This is a genomic window from Streptomyces sp. NPDC046465, assembly GCF_040646035.1.
Taxonomy (GTDB): Bacteria; Actinomycetota; Actinomycetes; order Streptomycetales; family Streptomycetaceae; genus Streptomyces.
Genome location: NZ_JBEYZK010000027.1, coordinates 61,108 through 80,186 on the forward strand (window position 1 = coordinate 61,108; position 19,079 = coordinate 80,186).

At 67.3% G+C, this 19,079-nt stretch carries 10 protein-coding genes; 6 read left to right on the forward strand and 4 right to left on the reverse strand.

Annotated elements, in window-relative coordinates:
• Window positions 1–61: 61 nt before the first annotated feature.
• From ABZ953_RS32930 to ABZ953_RS32955, 6 genes are read left to right on the forward strand one after another with little or no spacing between them, the layout of a single operon-like run.
• Window positions 62–3,955 carry a hypothetical protein gene (locus ABZ953_RS32930; RefSeq protein ID WP_361731787.1) on the forward strand — a complete coding sequence of 1,298 codons (3,894 nt, stop codon included), beginning with the start codon at window positions 62–64 and terminating at the stop codon, window positions 3,953–3,955.
• Window positions 3,955–6,669 carry a BREX-2 system phosphatase PglZ gene (gene pglZ, locus ABZ953_RS32935; protein ID WP_361731790.1) on the forward strand — a complete coding sequence of 905 codons (2,715 nt, stop codon included), beginning with the start codon at window positions 3,955–3,957 and terminating at the stop codon, window positions 6,667–6,669. Before ABZ953_RS32930 ends, pglZ begins: the two co-directional genes overlap by 1 nt.
• Window positions 6,666–8,009: a BREX system ATP-binding protein BrxD gene (brxD, locus tag ABZ953_RS32940; RefSeq protein WP_361731793.1), complete on the forward strand. Its 1,344-nt coding sequence runs from the start codon at window positions 6,666–6,668 to the stop codon at window positions 8,007–8,009. The genes pglZ and brxD overlap by 4 nt, the downstream gene beginning before the upstream one ends.
• Complete coding sequence (locus ABZ953_RS32945) at window positions 8,006–10,153, forward strand: DEAD/DEAH box helicase (RefSeq protein ID WP_361731795.1); 2,148 nt, start codon at window positions 8,006–8,008, stop codon at window positions 10,151–10,153. Before brxD ends, ABZ953_RS32945 begins: the two co-directional genes overlap by 4 nt.
• Window positions 10,153–11,676, forward strand: a complete 1,524-nt coding sequence (locus ABZ953_RS32950; RefSeq protein ID WP_361731798.1) for a hypothetical protein — start codon at window positions 10,153–10,155, stop codon at window positions 11,674–11,676. The genes ABZ953_RS32945 and ABZ953_RS32950 overlap by 1 nt, the downstream gene beginning before the upstream one ends.
• Entirely contained in the window at window positions 11,669–14,326 is a 2,658-nt protein-coding gene (locus tag ABZ953_RS32955; protein ID WP_361731801.1) for a hypothetical protein, read from the forward strand. Before ABZ953_RS32950 ends, ABZ953_RS32955 begins: the two co-directional genes overlap by 8 nt.
• A gap of 81 nt (window positions 14,327–14,407) precedes the next feature.
• Here ABZ953_RS32955 and ABZ953_RS32960 read toward each other — a convergent pair whose 3' ends face one another.
• From ABZ953_RS32960 to ABZ953_RS32975, 4 genes are all read right to left on the reverse strand, one after another.
• Window positions 14,408–15,730: a hypothetical protein gene (locus tag ABZ953_RS32960; protein WP_361731803.1), complete on the reverse strand. Its 1,323-nt coding sequence runs from the start codon at window positions 15,728–15,730 to the stop codon at window positions 14,408–14,410.
• Window positions 15,727–16,410 (reverse strand): hypothetical protein, encoded by a 684-nt coding sequence (locus tag ABZ953_RS32965; RefSeq protein WP_361731806.1) that lies wholly within the window; start codon window positions 16,408–16,410, stop codon window positions 15,727–15,729. The genes ABZ953_RS32960 and ABZ953_RS32965 overlap by 4 nt, the downstream gene beginning before the upstream one ends.
• Before the next feature lie 361 nt (window positions 16,411–16,771).
• Window positions 16,772–18,325 carry a hypothetical protein gene (locus tag ABZ953_RS32970; protein ID WP_361731809.1) on the reverse strand — a complete coding sequence of 518 codons (1,554 nt, stop codon included), beginning with the start codon at window positions 18,323–18,325 and terminating at the stop codon, window positions 16,772–16,774.
• Between the two features lie 273 nt (window positions 18,326–18,598).
• Window positions 18,599–18,817: a hypothetical protein gene (locus tag ABZ953_RS32975; RefSeq protein WP_361731812.1), complete on the reverse strand. Its 219-nt coding sequence runs from the start codon at window positions 18,815–18,817 to the stop codon at window positions 18,599–18,601.
• Window positions 18,818–19,079: the final 262 nt, after the last annotated feature.

A 19,079-nucleotide genomic window follows, 5' to 3' on the forward strand; every position in this document is an offset into this window, starting at 1 on the left:
AGGGTTGTGACCGGCCCTGGCGGCCGGTCCCCGACACAGGCCGAGAAAGCGGGAGCGACGAATGGCCATGGGCAGTGAGATCACGCTGAGAGACGTCCTCGACATCAAGGAGGACGTCCTCGCCGGCGATTTCAAGGTCGAACTGTCGAAGGGGTTCAGCGGCTCCGCAGCCGGTTCGGTCGAGGAGTACGTGGTCACCGAACAGCTGCGGAAGGAGTTCGATACGGCGCTGCGGCTGGTCCGCAGCGCCGTAAAGAAGAACAAGTCCCACGCGGCTTATCTGCACGGATCGTTCGGCGCCGGTAAGAGCCACTTCCTCACCGTCCTGCACGCCGTCCTCAACGGCGAACCCGCGGTAAGGAACAAGCCCCGGCTGCGCGAGGTGGTCGCCGAGCACGACGACTGGCTGCCGGGCAAGAAGTTCTTGATGGTGCCGTACCACCTGGTCGGCGCCGCCAACCTGGACTCCGCCCTGCTCGGCGGCTACGTGGACGCGTTCCGCGCGCTGCGCCCGGGCGAGTCCCTGCCTGCCGTCTACAAGGACGACTTCCTGCTGGCCGACGCCAGGTCCATGCGCGAGACGCTCGGCGACGAAGCCTTCGTACGCCTTCTGCCCGCCGTCACTTCGAGCTCCACCGCGCAACCGGTCGCCCCGGACGGTGACGGCCTCGCGCCGATCGGTTCCACCCCCGTCTCCGGATGGAACAAGGAGCTGCTCGACGCCGCCTTCGCGGCGCCCCCCGGCGACGCGCAACGGACCGGCCTGGTCGCAGCCCTGATCAATGGCCCGATGAAGTCGTACACCAGCAGTGCGCAGGGCGACGCCGCCTCCTTCATCTCGCTGGACGACGGACTCAGCGCCATCAGCCGTCATGCCCGTGACCACGGCTACGACGGGGTGGTGCTCTTCCTCGACGAGCTGATCCTCTGGCTCCAGGCCCGGATGCGGGAGCGGACCTTCGTCAACGACGAGATCCAGAAGCTGGTCAAACTGATCGAATCGTCCAACGCTGACCGGCCGGTGCCGATCATCTCCTTCATCTCCCGCCAGCGGGACCTCTCCCAGCTCGTCGGCTCCGACATCCTCGGCTCAGACGTGAAGAACATGGAGCAGGCCCTTGAGTACCTCAAGGAGCGGGTCAGCGTCGTCAACCTGGAGGACCGCAACCTCCCCGACATCATCAAGGAGCGGGTCCTCAAACCGCGCGAGGGCCAGGAGGCCACGCTGGACCGGGCATTCTCCGGGATCGACCGGTCCAGCCAGCTGGTCAAGGACGTCCTGCTCGACGACGGCGGCGCCACTCACGCGAGCTGGGAAGATTTCCGGGCCGTGTACCCGCTGTCGCCGGCTCTGCTCAACGTCCTGGTTGCACTCTCCGGTGCACTGCAGCGTGAACGCACCGGTCTGAAGCTGGTCCAGCAGCTCCTGGAGAAGAACGCCGGATCCGCCCTCGGCCAGCTGGTGCCGCTTGGTGACCTGTGGGACGTCCTCGTGGACGGTACCGGTGCGGCCTTCACCGACAAGCTCAAGCATGAGGCGGAGTCCGCCCGGACCTTCCACACCAAGGCCCGTCAGCACCTGCTCGAGAAGTACGGCTCCCCCGACCACGAGGACTTCCTGGCCGACGACCGGTTCGTAAAGACACTGCTCCTCGCGGCCCTTGCACCCGACGTGCCGGCGCTGCGCCGACTGACCGGTGGCCGGCTCGCCGCACTCAACCACGGCTCGGTGCGCTCCCGGACGGTGCCTGTCAAGGACAAGGTCATCGAGCGGATGCGTGCACTTCAGGCCGAGTTCCCCACCGAGCTGCGCTCCGAGGGTGAGGGCGACCCGGTCTTCTCCCTCCATCTGTCGGACCTGGACGTCGAACCGCTGCTCGATCTCGTCGCCGGTGAGGACAAGGCAGGTGTGCGCCGGGTGTGGCTGCGCGACCGGCTGTGGGAGGAGCTCGGCGTCAAGGACGGCAAGCTGCTTGCCGAGAAGGAGATCATCTGGCGGGGCACCCGGCGGACCGCCGAGTTCGTCTTCGGCAATGTCCGCGATCCGCGCGACGTACCGGACGAGCAGTTCACTCCGGCAACCGAGGGCAACGTCCGGTTCATCGTCGACTACCCCTTCGATGAGGAAACCTACTTCCCCAGCTTCGACTACCAGCGGGTCAAGGACCTGGTGAAGGACGGATACCAGGCGCCCACCCTGGTATGGCTGCCGGACTTCTTCTCCGAGCAGCGCAAGGCGCAGCTCGGCCGCCTGATGCGGATCCTGTTCCTTCTCGAACGCGACCGACTCGCCGAGTACACCCGCAACTACCCGCCGGACGACCGGGCCAAGGCCCGCCGTCAGCTGGAGCTGGGCCGCGAGACCCTCGCCCGTACGCTGACCAGTGCCCTCGCCGAGGTCTACGGCATCGCCTCGGTCAAAGACGGGACCGTGGGTGCGGAGGTCCCCGAGGGAGAACACGTACTGTCCCTGGAGCCGAAGTTCCAGCGACCCAGGCCCGAGGGCGCCAAGCCATTCGCCGACAACGTGGGGCATCTCGCCGACGGACTGTTCACCGCACTACACCCTCAGCACCCGGACTTCGGCAACGATCCGAAAACAGGGCTACCCAAGGCCGTCGCTCCCGGCGAGATCAAGACCGCTCTCGAGTGGATCACCCGGGCCATGGACAACGGGGGTCGGATCGACGTCGACACGCTTCACCTGCGCACGGTCAAGCGCATCGTGGAGCCATTGGAACTGGGCACCGTACACGACGGGCCATTGGTGCTCCGTGCCGACTGGCGTACCCGGATCAACCAGGCCGCGGCCCGTGACGAGGAGACCAAGGACACCACCCTGCTGCCTGTGGAGTCCATCCGCCGGTGGATCGTCAAGGATCTCGGTTACAGCGGTCTCGAGAAGCAGTTCACCAACCTGGTGATCGCCACCTACGCCTTGCTCGACGACCGGGCCTGGGCCTTCCACTCCGGCCCATCGCAAGGTGCGCCGCCGCTCGCGGAGATCGGTGCCAGCTGGGCATTGCGCGCGCAGCCGCTGCCGAGCGAGGAGGAGTACGCCCAGGCACGGGACCGGGCCGCCCGTCTCTTCGGCGTCCACGCCAAGCCCGCACTGTTCGCCCGGAACGTGAACAAGCTGGCCGAAGAGGTTCTGAAGAAGGCAGAGGGAGAGAGTGGTGCCGGAGGCTGGGAGAAGTCCGTCGCCGGAGTCCGTGCCTCATTGGAACGCCACGCTGCCCTGCTCGGGCTGGACGACACTCAGGACCACCCACGCACCGAGCTGCTGCGCGAAGCCAACACCATTCTCGCCCGTCTCACCCGGCACACCAAGGACGCCACCGGCCTCGTCCGGGAGCTCGCCTCCGCCACCTGCGACGGCGACGACCGTGGCCTCTCGGTCACCATGAACAGCGCTGGCGAACTCCTCACCGCCCTCGACGACACCGACTGGCGGCTCCTCACCAGCGTCCGTGATCTGTCCGGGCGGGACGACTCGGTCGGCGACCGCGCCCGCCGCCTGCTCACGGAGATCGGCGAGGCAGCCCGTGCCCCGGAGCTCGAGCGGTCTCTCGGGTCGGTCCTCGGTACCGTCCGGGAGGACGCGATGGCGATCCTCGACACAGCGCTGAAGGTGGAACGCACACCCGCTCCGCCCGTCGTGCCCCCCACCGCCGAGCAGGTCTCGCTGTCGACTCAAGGCAACCCTGTGGTGCCCTCCATCCACGCCGGCCCGACTCCGGAGGAGAAGCCCGGCCCGTCTGCACCCGGCATGGCAAGGGCGGCCCGACACGTGCTCGCCCCCGGGGCCACTGCCCTGGAACGCGTACTCGCCGACAAACTGGCCACCGTCCAGCAAGAGATCGAGATCTTCCGTTCTGCGCACCCCGACGTGCCGTTGGAAATCGTCTGGCGTCCGGTGCACAGCGAAGAGCAGCTCCCCGGAGAGACCGCCTGATGGCCGCCCGCCCCACCGTCGGCCGTCGTGCTGTCGAAGTACTCCTGGAAACCGAACTCTCCGCGGGCAGTGAGAAGCGTCTGCTCCTCGTGGACGCAGAGTTCGAAGGAGGCGACCAGGACCGGGAGTTCACGGTGAAGACCGACACCGGTTCCCGACACGTCGTGATCAGCAGCCAGAGCTCTCCTCTCGGTGTCTCCGACGCCTGGCAGCACCATCGTGCGGAGCACCGCGACGACAACAGCGTGCTGGTCGTCACCGGAGGTGTCCCCGCCGGCCAACTCGGTTGGGACGTGCGGGCGCACGCAGTACGGCAGCGCCCGCTCGGCATCAACCGGATTGATATCGTCAAGCAGCTGTTCGGCGCCACCGACCTCGACGCCCGTATGGTCGGCGAAGCCTGGTTGCTCGACGCGCTCCTCGAAGCCGAACCGGTGGACGGCTGGCCGCGCGGCGGCACGGTGCTGACCCGGGACCGGGCTGTCCAGGCGCTGATCGCGGCCCGACTCGGTCTCGGCGACATCCGGGCCGACAGCCTCGACCTGGACGCCGACGCCCTCTTCGCATGGAGCCGCAGCACGGCCGGTCCCGCACTGTTCGCGGCTCTGCCCGCCACCGAACGGAACGGCCTCGGTGACTGGCTCGGCAAGACCGTCGGCCCGGCCGCCCCCACCCTGCTCGCCTTGGCCGCGGACGGACGAGGCCGCGACGCGCTTCCCCTGGGCGTACTCGCCTCAGCCGCGCTGTCCTCGCAGTCGGCCGAGGCCGCCGGATTCGCCCTCGGCACACTGTTCGGCAACGCGCTGTCCTCGTTCGCCGCGCTCGGACCGTTCTCGGAGGCGGCGACCGGCGTCGTCACTCGGTGGATCGCGCAGGCCGAGAGCGGAGGACCCCACCACGGCGACGCCCGAAACCGTGTCCTCACCGTCCTCGAACGCGCGGACCAGCTCGCCGCGGACTCCCGACTGGCCGAACTTATCGGCGCCGACCGGCTGCTGCCGTCCGGGTACCGCGCTCGCCTGCAGGCGCTCTCCGACGCTCTACACGGGCGCGCCGCGCACGCCGAGGCCGCACTGCGTGTGCTGGAGGATCACCATCTCGCCACCCTGACCGCCGACTCCACGGACCGCGCCCACATCGCAGTACGGCTGGTGCGATGGCTGAACACGCCGAAGACTCAGGTGGACTCGGTGCCACAGGCCGTCCAGGACCACATTGCCTCGACTGCGTGGGCCGACCTAGCGGTCGGTGTGCTGGCCGAGGGGGACACCTCACGTGATGCTGCGCTCTCCGACTCCTACCACCGCCTGATCGGAAAGGTTCGTAAGCGCCGGGATCTGATGGACGAGGAGTTCGCCCGGGCCCTTGCCCTATGGACGGAGGGCGCCTGCCAGCAGGCGCCTGGCGGCGCACTGCTCATCGAGGATGTCCTCGGTGAGGCCGCCGCCGCGCTCGCCCGTGACGGTGGGAGGCCGCTAATCCTCATACTGGACGGCATGAGCGCCGACGTAGCTGTCGACCTGGCCGACGGACTGGACCGCCGGGTGTGGACCGAGGTGGTATCGAAGCCCGGCGCAAGACGTGAGGCGAGTCGGCAGGCAGCCGTGTCGATGTTCCCGTCGGTCACCCGGATCAGCCGGACCTCCCTGCTATGCGGAAAAGCCACCGAAGGCGGCCAGAGCGTGGAGCGCTCTGGCTTCGAGAGCTTTTGGAAGAAGCGGCGGCGCGAAGCCCAGCTGTTCCACAAGGGCACCTTCGAAGGACTGCCCGGGCATCGGCTCAGCCCGGAACTAGTTCAGGCGCTCGCCTCCGACGACGTGGTCGGCGTGATCTTGAACACCATCGACGACGCTCTGGACGACGGCCGGGAGTCGGCGCGCGGCAGATGGCGGATCGGCGACATCGCCAAACTGCCCGACCTGCTTAACGCCGCCCGGGACCACGGTCGCCCCGTCTTGCTCGTCTCTGACCACGGTCACGTCCTGGACCGCACACCGCGCAACTGTCCGCGGCCCGTGGTGGACAATGCGGGCGGCTCGGGCGGGGACCGCTGGCGCACCGGAACCGCGGGCGACGGCGAGGTGGAGTTGACCGGTCCGCGTGTCCTCACCCCGGGCGGCCGGGTCACTCTGCCATGGCGCGAAGAGCTGCGCTACGCCTCCCGGAAGGCTGGATACCACGGCGGCGCATCGCTCGCCGAGACCGTCGTCCCGGTCATCGCCCTGGTACCCGCGGAAGGCCCGGTGCCGTCAGGCTGGACACTGCTGCCGACCGAGCGCACCCACCCTTCCTGGTGGCTGGGGAGCAGGACGCGGTCCGTCGCGGAGGACCTCCCCCCGGCAGGCCGGAGTACTGCTCAGGATCCCGGTATGTTCCCCGTCCCCGGACAGGGCACGCTAGGTGAACGGACCGTGCAGAGCGATGCCTACGCGGCGCAGCGCGAGTTCGTACGTCTCGCGCCTCCCGAGAAGGCCGTCGCCGCCGTCATCGACGCGCTGGCACAGGCCGGCGGCAAGCTGTCGCCGGCGGCCGTGACCGCCGCGGCCCAATCCGCCACCGGTCGGTCGCAACGCAACCCTGAACGCTTCGCCACCGTTCTGGAACGCCTGCTCAATGTGGACGGCTACGCCGTGCTCCGTCTCGTGGAGTCTGGCCGCACCGTCCAGCTCGACAAGGCGCTGCTCGAGCAGCAGTTCCTGGGAGACACACCGTGAACAGCCCTGATGTCAGCGCCGCCCGCCGCAAAGACGTCATCGACGCACTGCGGCGCGGCACTGTGCCGCAGTCCGGTCTCGGCCTGTTCGCAGTCGGCCTGCAGCGCTTCGAGTCCAGTCTCGACATCGATCTGGACACCGTCGTGCGCGGCGGCTCCGCTTTCCACGCTCTACGCGGTGAATACGGCTCCGGCAAAACGTTCTTCGCCCGATGGCTCGCCGAACGTGCCAAGCGGCGCGGACTGGCCGTCAGCGAGGTCCAGATCTCCGAGACGGAGACGCCGCTGCACCGCTTGGAGACGGTGTACCGGCGGCTCGTCGAGCGGCTCACCACCTCCACCCACCCGCCGTCCGCGCTCCGCGCAATCGTCGACTCATGGTTCTACGCGTTGGAGGAGGAGGTCCTCGGCACCGGGGAGCTCGCCGACGACGACGAGAAGGGTCTCGCCAAAGCCGTCGATGAACTGCTGGAACGCAGACTGGCCGACGTCGCACGCACCACCCCCTCATTCTCCGCCGCCCTGCGCGGCTACCGCCAAGCGGTAGCGGACGGCAACGGGGCCCACGCCGAGGCACTGATCGCCTGGCTGGCGGGACAGCGCTCAGTAGCGGCCGCCGCGAAACGAACCGCCGGTATCCGCGGCGACCTGGACCACTTTGCCGCCCTCGGTTTCCTCCAGGGACTGCTCACGGTCCTCCGGGACTGCGGGCATCCCGGACTACTCCTGGTCCTAGACGAGGTTGAAACCCTGCAGCGGGTCCGCGGCGACGTACGGGAGAAGTCACTCAACGCGCTGCGTCAGGTCCTCGACGAGATCGACGCCGGCCGTTTCCCCGGTCTCTTCCTCGTCATCACCGGCACCCCCGCCTTCTACGACGGACAGCAGGGGGTGCAGCGCCTCACCCCGCTCGCCCAGCGTCTGGCGACGGACTTCACCACGGACCCCCGTTTCGACTCGCCCCGTGCCGTACAACTGCGTCTGCCCGGCTTCGACCTGACCTCGCTGGGAGAACTCGGCCGCAAGGTGCGCGATCTCTACGCTGTCAGCGCCCGAAACCCGGAGGCGTTGAGGGCGCGTGTCGACGACGCCTACCTGGATGAACTGGCAGGTGCGCTGACTGGTTCCCTCGGCGGGAAAGTCGGTCTCGCACCCCGCCTCTACCTGCGCAAACTTGTCTCCGATGTACTGGATCGGGTGGACGAGTTCGACGATTTCGACCCCCGCAGGCATTACGCGCTCACGCTGCACATCGGCGAGCTTCGCGAGAACGAGCGCAACGCCGCCACGGGCGCGGGCGACGTGGAACTGGACCTGGACCTGGACCTGGACCTGCCATGACAGCGTCGGCGGACGCCTTCGACCACCTGGATCCCGTACTGGGGCACCACATCGTCAACTCCCTCGGCTGGCGCTCGCTCCGGCCGTTGCAGGAGGAGGCGGTCGCCCCGCTCCTGAGCGGCGAGGATGCGCTCCTTCTGGCCCCGACCGCGGGTGGCAAGACAGAAGCGGCCGCCTTCCCCTTGCTGACACGCATGAACCGTCACCACTGGCAGGGCACGAGCGTGCTCTATGTGTGTCCCCTCAAAGCCCTCCTGAACAACCTCATTCACCGCGTCGACTCCTACGCCCAGTGGCTCGGCCGCCGAGCCGCCCTCTGGCATGGCGACACCCCCGAGTCCGTACGCCGCCGCATCCGCACCGACTCCCCCGACTTCCTGCTCACCACGCCCGAGTCACTCGAAGCGATGCTGATCAGCGTCAAGACCGACCACGCCCACATGTTGGGAGGGGTACGGGCTGTCGTCGTCGACGAGGTGCACGCCTTCGCCGGGGACGACCGCGGCTGGCACCTGCTCGCCGTACTGGAACGCTTGGAGCGACTGGCCGGCCATCGCATCCAGCGCGTCGGCCTCTCCGCCACAGTCGGCAATCCCGACACGCTCCTCACCTGGCTTCAGGGCGCACGCCCCGCCGACCGGCCCGGCCGGGTCGTCGCGCCCGGCGTCACCCTGCCCGCAACCACCGACGCCGCGAGTGCCACCAAACTCCCGCGCCCCGCAGGGGAAGTGGAGCTCGACTACGTCGGCTCTCTCACCAACGCAGCCAAGGTGATCTCTGCTCTGCACCAGGGCGAGAAGCGGCTCGTCTTCTGCGACTCCCGCAAACAGGTGGAGGAACTCGGCGCCGCACTCCGCGCCCGCGACGTCACCGTATTCCTCTCTCACGCCTCACTCTCCACCGACGAACGCGCCCGCTCCGAGCAGGCGTTCGCGGAAGCCCGCGACTGCGTCATCGTCTCCACATCCACCCTGGAGCTCGGCATCGACGTCGGCGACCTCGACCGCGTCATCCAGATCGACTCCCCCGGCAGCGTGGCCTCCTTCCTGCAGCGCATCGGCCGCACCGGGCGCCGCGCCGGCACATCCCGCAACTGCCTGTTCCTCGCTACCCGCCCCGACATGCTGCTCCAAGCAGCCGGCCTGCTCTCCCTCTGGGCCCGCGACTGGGTGGAACCCGTCACCCCGCCACCTTCACCCCGCCACCTCGTCGCCCAACAACTCCTCGCTGTCACCCTGCAGGAACATCGCATGGGCGACCGTCTGTGGCCCGAGCACTGGAACGGCCTGGCGCCCTTCGACCGCTCCGCCGCTCCCCTCCTGGCGCACTTGGTATCCGAGGGCTTCCTCGACAGCGACGGCGGCATGCTGTTCATCGGCCCCGAGGCCGAAAAGCACTTCGGCCGACGCCACTTCATGGAGCTGACCGCCTCCTTCACCGCTCCCCCCGAGTTCACCGTGCTCGCCGGGCGCACCGAAATCGGCACCACGGACCCGTCCGTCCTCACTGAGGAGCGCCAGGGACCACGGCGGCTGCTCCTGGCCGGCCGCAGCTGGCAGGTCACCTTCATCGACTGGGCACGGCGCCGCGCCTTCGTCGAACCGGTCGAGGACGGTGGCGTCGCCAAATGGCAGGGCAGCGAGGCCCGCGGTCTCTCGTACGCACTGACCCGAGCCATGCGCGATGTTCTGCTCGGCACCGACCCCGCCGTCAAGCTCACCCGCCGCGCCACAGCAACCCTCGCCGAACTTCGCATGGACCGCGCACCCCACGAAGTACATCCGGCGAGCACCCTGTTGGTCCGAGACGCAGACGCCGCCCGTTGGTGGACCTGGGCCGGCTACCGCGCAAACGCCACCCTCGCCTCTTCCCTCGGCAACCTCGCCGACCCGGTGCAGCGCCCCACCGACACCCACATCCGGCTCCGCCAGGACCTGTCACTCTCAGACTGGAAAGCCGCCCGCGCCGAACTCCCCGACTCCCTCACACTTCCCACCGTCGACCCTCGCGCCGTGCGCGGCCTGAAGTTCTCGGTGGCCGTGCCTCCCCGCATCGCCACCGCCACCCTCGCCGAACGCCTCGCCGACTTCGACGGCGCCCTCGCCGCAGCCCAGGAGCCCGTACGCGTCGAATGGAGTGCCTAATGGCTGAGCAGGTGCCCGCCCTTGACGAGGCTGGGACAGCGGCAGGGTTAGTGGAGGGACCAGGGTGGAGTCGCCCGGGGCTGGATGTCGCCGCGGGCCGCTACCCGCTCTCGGTGGAGCGGCACGTGATGCGCATGGTCGATCGTCTTGTGCCGGGAGTGACTGCTGTTACGCCGCATGCGCGCTACTACGCCCTGCACGGACTGGTTGCGACGCACGCCGAAGAGAACGGTCTGACGGCTCCGATTACCCAGGTGCTGTTGCGCCGTGCGGAAGTGGCGCTGGCAGCCGTGTCGTTCGCGCATCATCCACAAGCTTTGGAGCGGCTCCCGCGCGCTCACGGTGTCGATGCCCTGGCCAGACGGTTACACACGGGCAACGTCACGATGGCCGAGGCCGAGGTCCCCGGCAAAGACGGGTACGTACGCAACTCCTGGGGGTTCTGGGGCCCGTACGCCGGATCCGAGGTCGCGCTCGGCATCCTCAGCCCCGGGGCCATGCCGGCACCCGGACCGCGGCTCGACAGGGCGGCCGTGCGTGACGGACTCGGCGAACTGCTCGAGCTCGCCGCCGAGGACACGCTTCACGTGGATGACCTAGCCTCGCTCGGGGGCCAGTTGTGCGTGTGCGCTGGTGATGACCATCCTGACGGGACATGGCTGGCCAACCTGATGTGCAAGCCCATCTCATCAGCAGAGGCAGGCTCCCGTTCGGTGACGCGACGGCAGACGATTCAGCTGCTGTGTCGTGTAGTTGCCACACATCCCGTCGTCCACTTCACGCGGGACGTCGGTCATGTCCTCGCCTTCGGTGACTTCCTGACCACGGATGTCGTGACCAGCGATATCGACGCCGTGACTGCCTGGCGCGGAGTGGTTCTGCGGAACTACTCCGTAGGAGCATGGCGTCGTCTGTGGTCCTGGCTGGTGGAGCAGGTCGACGGACTCATATCGGTCGAGGAGCTGGCCGACCGCTTCGCCGAGCAGCTGCCCGACGTAACGGTGACTGCGTTCCTGTCCTCTCTTCCTGCGACGCAGAGCAGAGATGGTGCGCCTTTGCCCGCTGAGCACGACCTGCGGTGGGCGGGTGAAGCCCTGCCCCTCGCCGAGCTGCGGGTACTCGCCACTAACGCGCGCCGAGTGGACGAACTCACCGGCCGATTCCGGGACTCATTCCTCGGCCAGCGCGGCATCGAGCTCGGCCCGGAATGGGTTCATCGGCGGCTTGACGAAGCACGGCCCATGAAACTCCGCGATGTCGCCCGCCGTCTCACCCACGACCTGGTGGCGCGGTCGCAGCGCATCGCGCTGGCCAAGGCCCGCCGTCGTGCAGACGGCACTATGTGGCTGCCGACTCGGCTACACGAGCGCGGCGGACTCTTGTACCGGACGAGTCAGGAGGGGCGCGGTGACGTCGGCCTGCGCCTGGACCAGCTTGGGACGGTTCTGGCCACCTGCGGCGTACTGCACTACCAGGACCAGCACTGGTCGGTGACCGATAGGGGGAGGGCTCTCATTGAGTGAGATCGCACCAGAACCGGGAGTTGAACCGCCTGCCATGTTCGCCTCACCGCTGTCTCTCCTCCTCGACGAGGAGCGCATCGGTGGCCAGGACTTGGAGGAAGCGCTCTTCCTCAGCTTCACCGCCGATCTCGGCTTCTTCGAGGAAGTCGCCCTCGGCGTCGCCCAGGCCACCGGGGCTCGCGTCACGGTGGCGGGGGACGTCTCCATGGCCCGGAACGATCCGCGGTCCGTGCGGCGGGCCGGTCGCAGCTATCTGGCTGGTCTGGCCTACGCAGGTGGCGCGGCGTTCCATCCCAAGCTGATGGTGCTGGCCGGACCTGATCACGCCACCATTGCCCTCGGTTCCGGTAACACCACCCTGGCCGGCTGGCAGGCCAACGCCGAGCTGTGGACGGTACTGCGGGTAAACAGCAGTCAGAGTCCCGCCGCCGTGCCGGACCTGTCGAAATGGCTGCGCGACCTGCCGGAGAAGGTCCGATTCTCTGCCCGTGTGCCGCAGGCCCTGGGCCGAGTCGCGGTCCACCTTGACCGTCTCCACCTCGACAGCACTGCCATCGCCCCGGACGTCCGGATCGTCAATAGCCTGCGCTCGCCCATCATCGAGCAGCTGCCGCACGGGCCGGTCGACGAACTGGCCGTGTTCGCACCCTTCCACGATCACCGTTCCCTGGCTCTGCGGAAGTTGCTCGAACGCTTCCGTCCAGGCCGATTCACTCTCGTCTACCAGCCAGGGCTTAGCGACCTCGACGGTCCTTCGGTCGCCGCTCTGGTTCAGGAGTACGACGGTCGCGTCGTCAGAGACGGCGATCAGCGGTACCGCCACGGGAAGCTCATCGAGTGGACGTCCGGAGGGCAGCGATGGGCCCTGACGGGCAGTCCGAACCTCTCCGCCGCAGCCCTGCTGCGCCCCCAAGGTGAAGGTGGCAACTGCGAACTCGGCATCATCGCCCCCATCGCCGTCACCCTCCTTCCGCACGGCGTCGACGAGCCCGCCGCCCAGCTGCGCACGGCCGCGCCACTCCCCCGCCCCGTTGCGAGCAGTGGACCTTTGTTGCTCGGCGCCCTACGCGTGGCAGGCGGCCTGGAGATCAGCATGGCCCGGCCTCTGTCCGACGCCGCTCACCTGGAGTTGTCTCCGGCAGCGGCCCCTCCGGAGGCATGGGAGCGCGTCGCCGACGTCCCGCCCAGGCAGACCACGCTGATGGTCACGGCTCCGGCGGATGCAGGCAGCCGCGCACGTCTGGTGGTCGTCGACAGCGACGGCATACCGACGTTCGGCAACATCGTGTTCGTCGTCGATCCCGACCGTGCGCTGCGTCGGATGACCCCGGCCCAGTCGCAGGCCCCCACGACACAGCCGCCAGACCTGTTTGCGGACCTCCGGCTCGCCGAACGCTTTCTGGGGGACCTGGCCACCCTCCGTACGGGACTGGTACCCGCCCCTGCGGGCGCATCCGCGAGCAACAGCAGCGGCACATCCGTGATGGTCACGAGGGACGGCTACGAGGACGGCTGGGAGCGCTACCTGGACGAATGTGCCGGTCGCGTCGGACACCCGCTCGCGCGCTTCGCGCTAGGGATCCCCCTGCCGGCCAGCACCGGCACACCCTTTCAGGACCTGTTGCCGGTCTCCTGGGACGAGCGATTCACCGACGACATCGAGGCTGCCCTCGACGGCGAAAGCACCGAGGCGGTGGCAGCGGAACTTGATCCCACGGCGGCCGCTGCCGCAGAGGTCACTGGTTCGCTGCCCGACCTACACAGCACCAACCAAGAATTTCGCCGCAGATACAGGCGCTGGGTGGAACGCCTCGTTGACCTCGCCGCGGACCTGGGACCTCCGGAACGCATGCTCGTCGTACGGCTGACCTTGTGGACCGTGGCGGCGGGCGCCTGGCCTCTGGGGGACACCGGCTGGCTGCCGCTGCTTTCCCGCGCCGTGCGGGCCTTGGATCGCCGCGATCTCCCCGAGCGGATCGAGCCCCAGGTCGGAAGCCTCGCGGCGGTCGCCCTCGCCGTGCTAAGAAGCCACGCACCGCGCTACGAGATCACCCCGGAGACACTGGCCTTCAATGAAGCCGCCCAGGCTGTCGATCATCTGCTACCCGCTGCAGATCCCGCGTACATCATGGAGTACGCCGCGCTGCTCGACGCAGCCTTCGGGCCGTCCGTCGACCAAGCCGCAGTGCTCGACGTGGCGTCGGACGTCGTCCAGGACGACCCCCTCGCCGACGCCGTGTGGACTCTCACTGAGAAGAATCGTGACGTTCACCGCCATGAACAGCTGATGCTGCACATCACCGGCCGCTTCAACAACCCCGCGCTGGTGGCCCTCGAAGCGGTCGGCGCCACCGAAGACGCACCCCTGGTAGGCACTTGGGCCAGCTCGGGATCCGACAACGGCCCCTGGGCGCTGGTCATCTGGCGCCGTCCCGACCTCATCGTGATCGACGCCCGCAAGCCCACCCCTCTCTGGCGGCACTATCGGCTCACCGGCCTGGTCGGCCCGAGAGCTCTCGCCGCACAGCGCAGCTTCGAATCCGCCACCTCCGTACCCCACGGCCCCCAGAACCAGCCCTTCGAACTGGCTCAACAAATCCTGTCGGACCTCCATCTGGCCGGACCGCAACCACCACATTGCGGGCCATAGCCTGAGTCAGTCTTGAAGTATCCGATTCCAGAGGCTCCATCCTGGACACCCTTAAGGTCGGTAGCGCGAGCCCTACCTTGCCTACGCCACGTCAGCGACCTCCACCGTGTCCGCGACCCGAAGCAGCTGGGCCAGTTCCTCCCGCCCACGCTTGATCAAGTCGAACGCCGCCGTTAGGTCCATGTCAGGCGGCAACGGGGTGTCGGTCACCACATCCATAAGGGTGTACCGGCCGAGTAGCCATCGCTGCAGGGCGCGCCAATCTGTACCCCGGTCGAAGGGGAGGCCGTTCGCCCACGGCGACGTCTCGTACTGGGTGCCGTCAGTGCCGTTGGCGTGAAGCAGTCCGGAACGGCGTACCAAACATGGGAAGCAGACACCACAATTGGCAATGGGCGGTCCGCTGCTTCGCCGGGCAGGCGGCTTGCCGCAGCTCAGTGTGGATGCCAGATCGGACGGCGTGAGGCCGGCATCACTTCCGGCCGCACACACCTCACCCTTCGTCAGCCGAGCCCAGGGATTGACCACCCGTACCGCACTGCTGCTCTCAGCAATGGCACTGACCAGGGTGTTCAGATGAGCAAGCGTCCGCGGGTGCACGGAACGGGTGGAGCAGGCGGCCGAACGTGCGGGGGTCAAAGGTGGGTTGAGGGCGAGCTGGCCGTTCTCGGGGATGTGGACGGTGGCCACTCCGTGCGCAGTAGCGGCACGGATCGCTCCCGCCGCATAGAGCAGACCGCGTGTACGGGAGGAGGTTTCAAGCCGGAGCCCGGAGCCGTCGCCCTGCGGGGTCTGACTCATCTGTAGCAGCATCGCCGGCCTTGATCCGCCCAGCCCCGCGACGGCCTTGTACACCTGCTTCTGCAGACGCAGCAGGCCGATCTCGCGGAACATCACGAGAAGCAGCGGTCGGGAGTCGACGGCGCGCGAGCGGGTGGCAGCCCAGCTGACAGAGTCCAATCCACCGGAGAACAAGGCGACTTCGGAGGCACGCGGATCATCGGGGAAAACTATTGCCTCCTCGACTTGATGACCTGTAAGGGGCCGGAAGTCTATGTCCCAGAGATCCCCTGTCAGGATCTGGAGGAGCCGGGTGAGCTCGGAACGGATTGCCTCGCTCTGCCATCGCTCGTATTCCGTGACGGGTACGGCGAGGCTGATGTGACGCGTCCATCGGTCTCTCGCACCGGTCCGGCGTACGTATTTGTCAGCGATGAACGCGGCCCTGGCGACACGGAACAGGTCCTCGGCCCAGTCGGGAACCGGACCGGGTAGGCGATGCCTGCCCGTAATGTGGCGCTCGTCCTCCTGGAAGGCTTCCTCTCCGATCTCCATCCAGCGGTCGTCGCGAGGCCGGTCCGCGCGGTGGCCGCGCCACCACAGGAAATGCTCAGAACGCGTCATGCTGCAGCTCCCCCTTCGCCGACGATCTCCTCAGTGATCAGCCCGAGCACCTTGCCGACCGCCCTCGGTACCAGCGCCTCGGCGATCTTGGGCAGTAAGGCGGAAGGGCCCTCCGCAGCGCCCACTGCCGACCGCGCGGTGTCCACGGCCTCCGCGAGTTCCGTCGCCTCAGCGCACTCCTCACATGGGTTCGGCACCAGGTCCACCAACTTCTCCGCGACCCAGTCGGCGATCCTGCCCTCCGGATCGGTCGCGACGAGCACAGGCACGGCCAGCTTGACGTGCTCGGCGACAACAGACCGGAGGAACTCCCCCACCATGTCAGCGAAGAACACCTGGTAGAGATCGCACAGGATGTCCCAGGCGAAGCCACCGCCTGCGGGTGCCGCGGCCATGGCGTCATTCAGATCCGGATGCCTGTCCCGGACATCGTGTACGGCCTGGGCCAAACCCCTTCGGACTGCGGCATCAGCCAGCGTGCCTCCGTCTCCACCAACCTCCGAGACGAGACGAGCAACGAGTTCGTCCTCCGACTGCGCGCCCTCCGCGGCCAGCGAGCCCAGCGCTCCGGCGAGCCGTTCGCCAGCCGCGCAAGCGGTGTTGTACAGACCAAATGCCGACCGATCGGCACGGAGCGTCTCACGGAGCGCACGCAAGTGGTCTGAGGCGATCTCCTCCAACTGCTGGTCCGCATTGCGCGATTCGTCATCCCACCGCGCCAGTCGTCTCGCAGCGGAACTCCACCGGTCGCCGTTCGGCCCCTTCCACCGCGTAGATGTCCCCATGACGCCCCCATCCGCCGGTGCCGACCCCGCCACCTTTCAGTCATGGCAGCAGATCAACGGAGGCTCAGGTAGGGCGGGACTCAGCCAGAGTGGCTCGTATGGTCAGCCGAGAAAGGGAAAACCGTCCAGGATGCAAGCTCACGCAGGAACGGTCTATCAGCCGGCCAGATTGAGACACGCAGCTCATGAACGCACTCATGATGCGTCGTCGATCCGGACGCCGCGCTTCATTGAATACTCCGTGCGCGGAAACCCTTCAATCCGCTTGCGACTCACCTGGGTCCATCATGGCCATCCACTCGGACACTTCGTCCTCAGCCTGGCCTAGGTCTATGGCGCTCTGTTCCTTGTCCTCCTCCCAACTCACGCCCTTGAAGATCTCTTCCTCTTCCCACTCGTTCAGGAGATCGTGCGGTCTGTGGTCCCAGTCGCCCAGTTCTCCGTAATACTCCCTGGCGCTGTACAGCAGGCGGAGGTCCGACTCAACGAGTCGATAGCGGGGGTTCACCTCATAGACGCGCTGATGCATGGGACGCCGAAAGTTGACTTCGACTGCCCCAAGGTAGCTCTCCGACTCGTCCAGGAGCGCTTGATGGAGGTCATCAAGCTGACCTCTGCGTACGCCCCGCACAAGGGAAAACGCCACTTCCACATCTGCCAGCAGAGTGCCCAGGCCGTCAATGGAATGGGTCGACCACACCTTGGGTGCACCTCCTAGGAGCGCGGCAGCAGTATCGACGAGCTTCGGCAGGCCGGCGGCAAGTCCGAAGTGGGTGAAGATCGTTCCTACGGCGACGGTGAGATCACGTCGGAACTCCGGTACCACCCGAATTAGTTGCCGGAATGTCTCTCGTTGAATCTGCCCCGGGTCGACCTCAAGTTCGTTGAAGTGAAGCGCCACGGCGACGCCATCGTTGCCCAGCTCGCGAGGAGCGCTTGACTGACGTGATCCCGCCGCTCGCGGCGGCGACTGAGTCTCAAAGTCATTGACCTCGAGGCTTCTTGCGAACTTGCCGTCGTTTTGAAGGACGTACTTCATGAAGGCCCCTTCCGAGGTCTGCGGCTTCCCGAAGAACAGTGCAGATATCCGAATCGCATCATCCGATGCGCCTACGACAAGCCCGATACCTGCGTAGTCGACTGACTCTCCTGCTGCGCTGACCAAATCCGAACCAGCGGTGGCAGTGGTAAGCCATTGCGGGTCATACCGGATCATGACCGTACGATCGCCCAACCGAAAGGACAGGTAGGGGTCCTTTTGCCATGCTCCGGTGAGCGCGCGGGGAAACCGACCGGACGTATTGCGGCTGCGCATCGGGGCGTTGAACGCCACGTACATCCCCTGCCGGATCGCGCCGAGACGCAACTCGTCAAGAGGAACAGCCTGCTCTCGCCACGACTCGAAGACGGGCCGCACCGTCCCAACGAACATCCCTGGTGCAAAGCCCTGCCCAGAGAACGGCCGCGTTGGGTCAAGGCCGACACGCTGAGCTGCCTGCTGCACGACTGTCCCACCGGGAAGCATGGCGACCCTCGGCACATTGAGGTAGTCGATGCTGCTGTAGCTCATCCTCCACGCCTGTCCGGCTTGCCTCAGCGCAGCGGTCCAAGTCTCGTGCTCTGCTTTGAGTTTGGACAACTCCTCCGTGGTGTACGACTTCCCGTTGTTCTTGTCCACGATGTCGTGGCAGGTCGAGCAGAGCAACAAGAGGTTCGCTACGCCGTTCTTGGCCTGGATCGGCAGAGCCGGATCCGCTCTAGGGCCGTGATCGCCGAGCGCCACATTGTGGGCGGTCTGGGCCGTTGGCATACGTCCGGCGGTCCCAGGGTCCAACTCTCTGCGGCACATCTGGCACATGCCGTTCGCCAGTCTCCAGAGCTCCCTACGGACGCTGTCACTAACCTCCGGCCCTCTGGCCATGCCGCCCCCACGCATCGACAGTTCCAACGCGCCTACGCGCGCTGCTTACTTGCCGAATCCTGCCAGCGATCAGGCCACGAAGGGGCAACTCCCGGCGATCGGCGGATCTTGGGCAAGGGATGGGTGCGCATCGGTATGCAGACTGTGTGGATCCGCCCCGCGTCAATCGGCGGGTGACTCTATGCCCGGCAAGAAGCCTTTGATTTCGGCGAACGAGCGGTACGCGTCCTTCACCTCGAGTGCCTCCGCGATCGACGATGCGACAGCGTTCACCACCGCCTTGAGAGTCAGCTCATGCGCCAGGATTGCCCGCCACTCGGCGAGGGGCAACAGGACCCCCTGTTTCTCTGACAAGACGATGGGCCACACGCGCTCGGACACGCTCTGTACCGCGGTCGCTTCGATCTTGTTCCTGGCCTCGTCTGCGGAGACATCGCCGAAGATGCGCGGTCGGTGCTGGACGACAGCGGACGTGTGAGGTCTGGAGTATGCCGATCCCAGACAGTCGAGTGAAGCGCCAGGTCGGCCGACCGGCTGGAGTCATGCCTGGATCCAGGCCATCTGTGGGCGAGGGCAGAGACTGAGCGCAGCACCTCACGGCGACGGCTCCTCCAGGACGTGCGACTTATGGGCCGCCATAGAC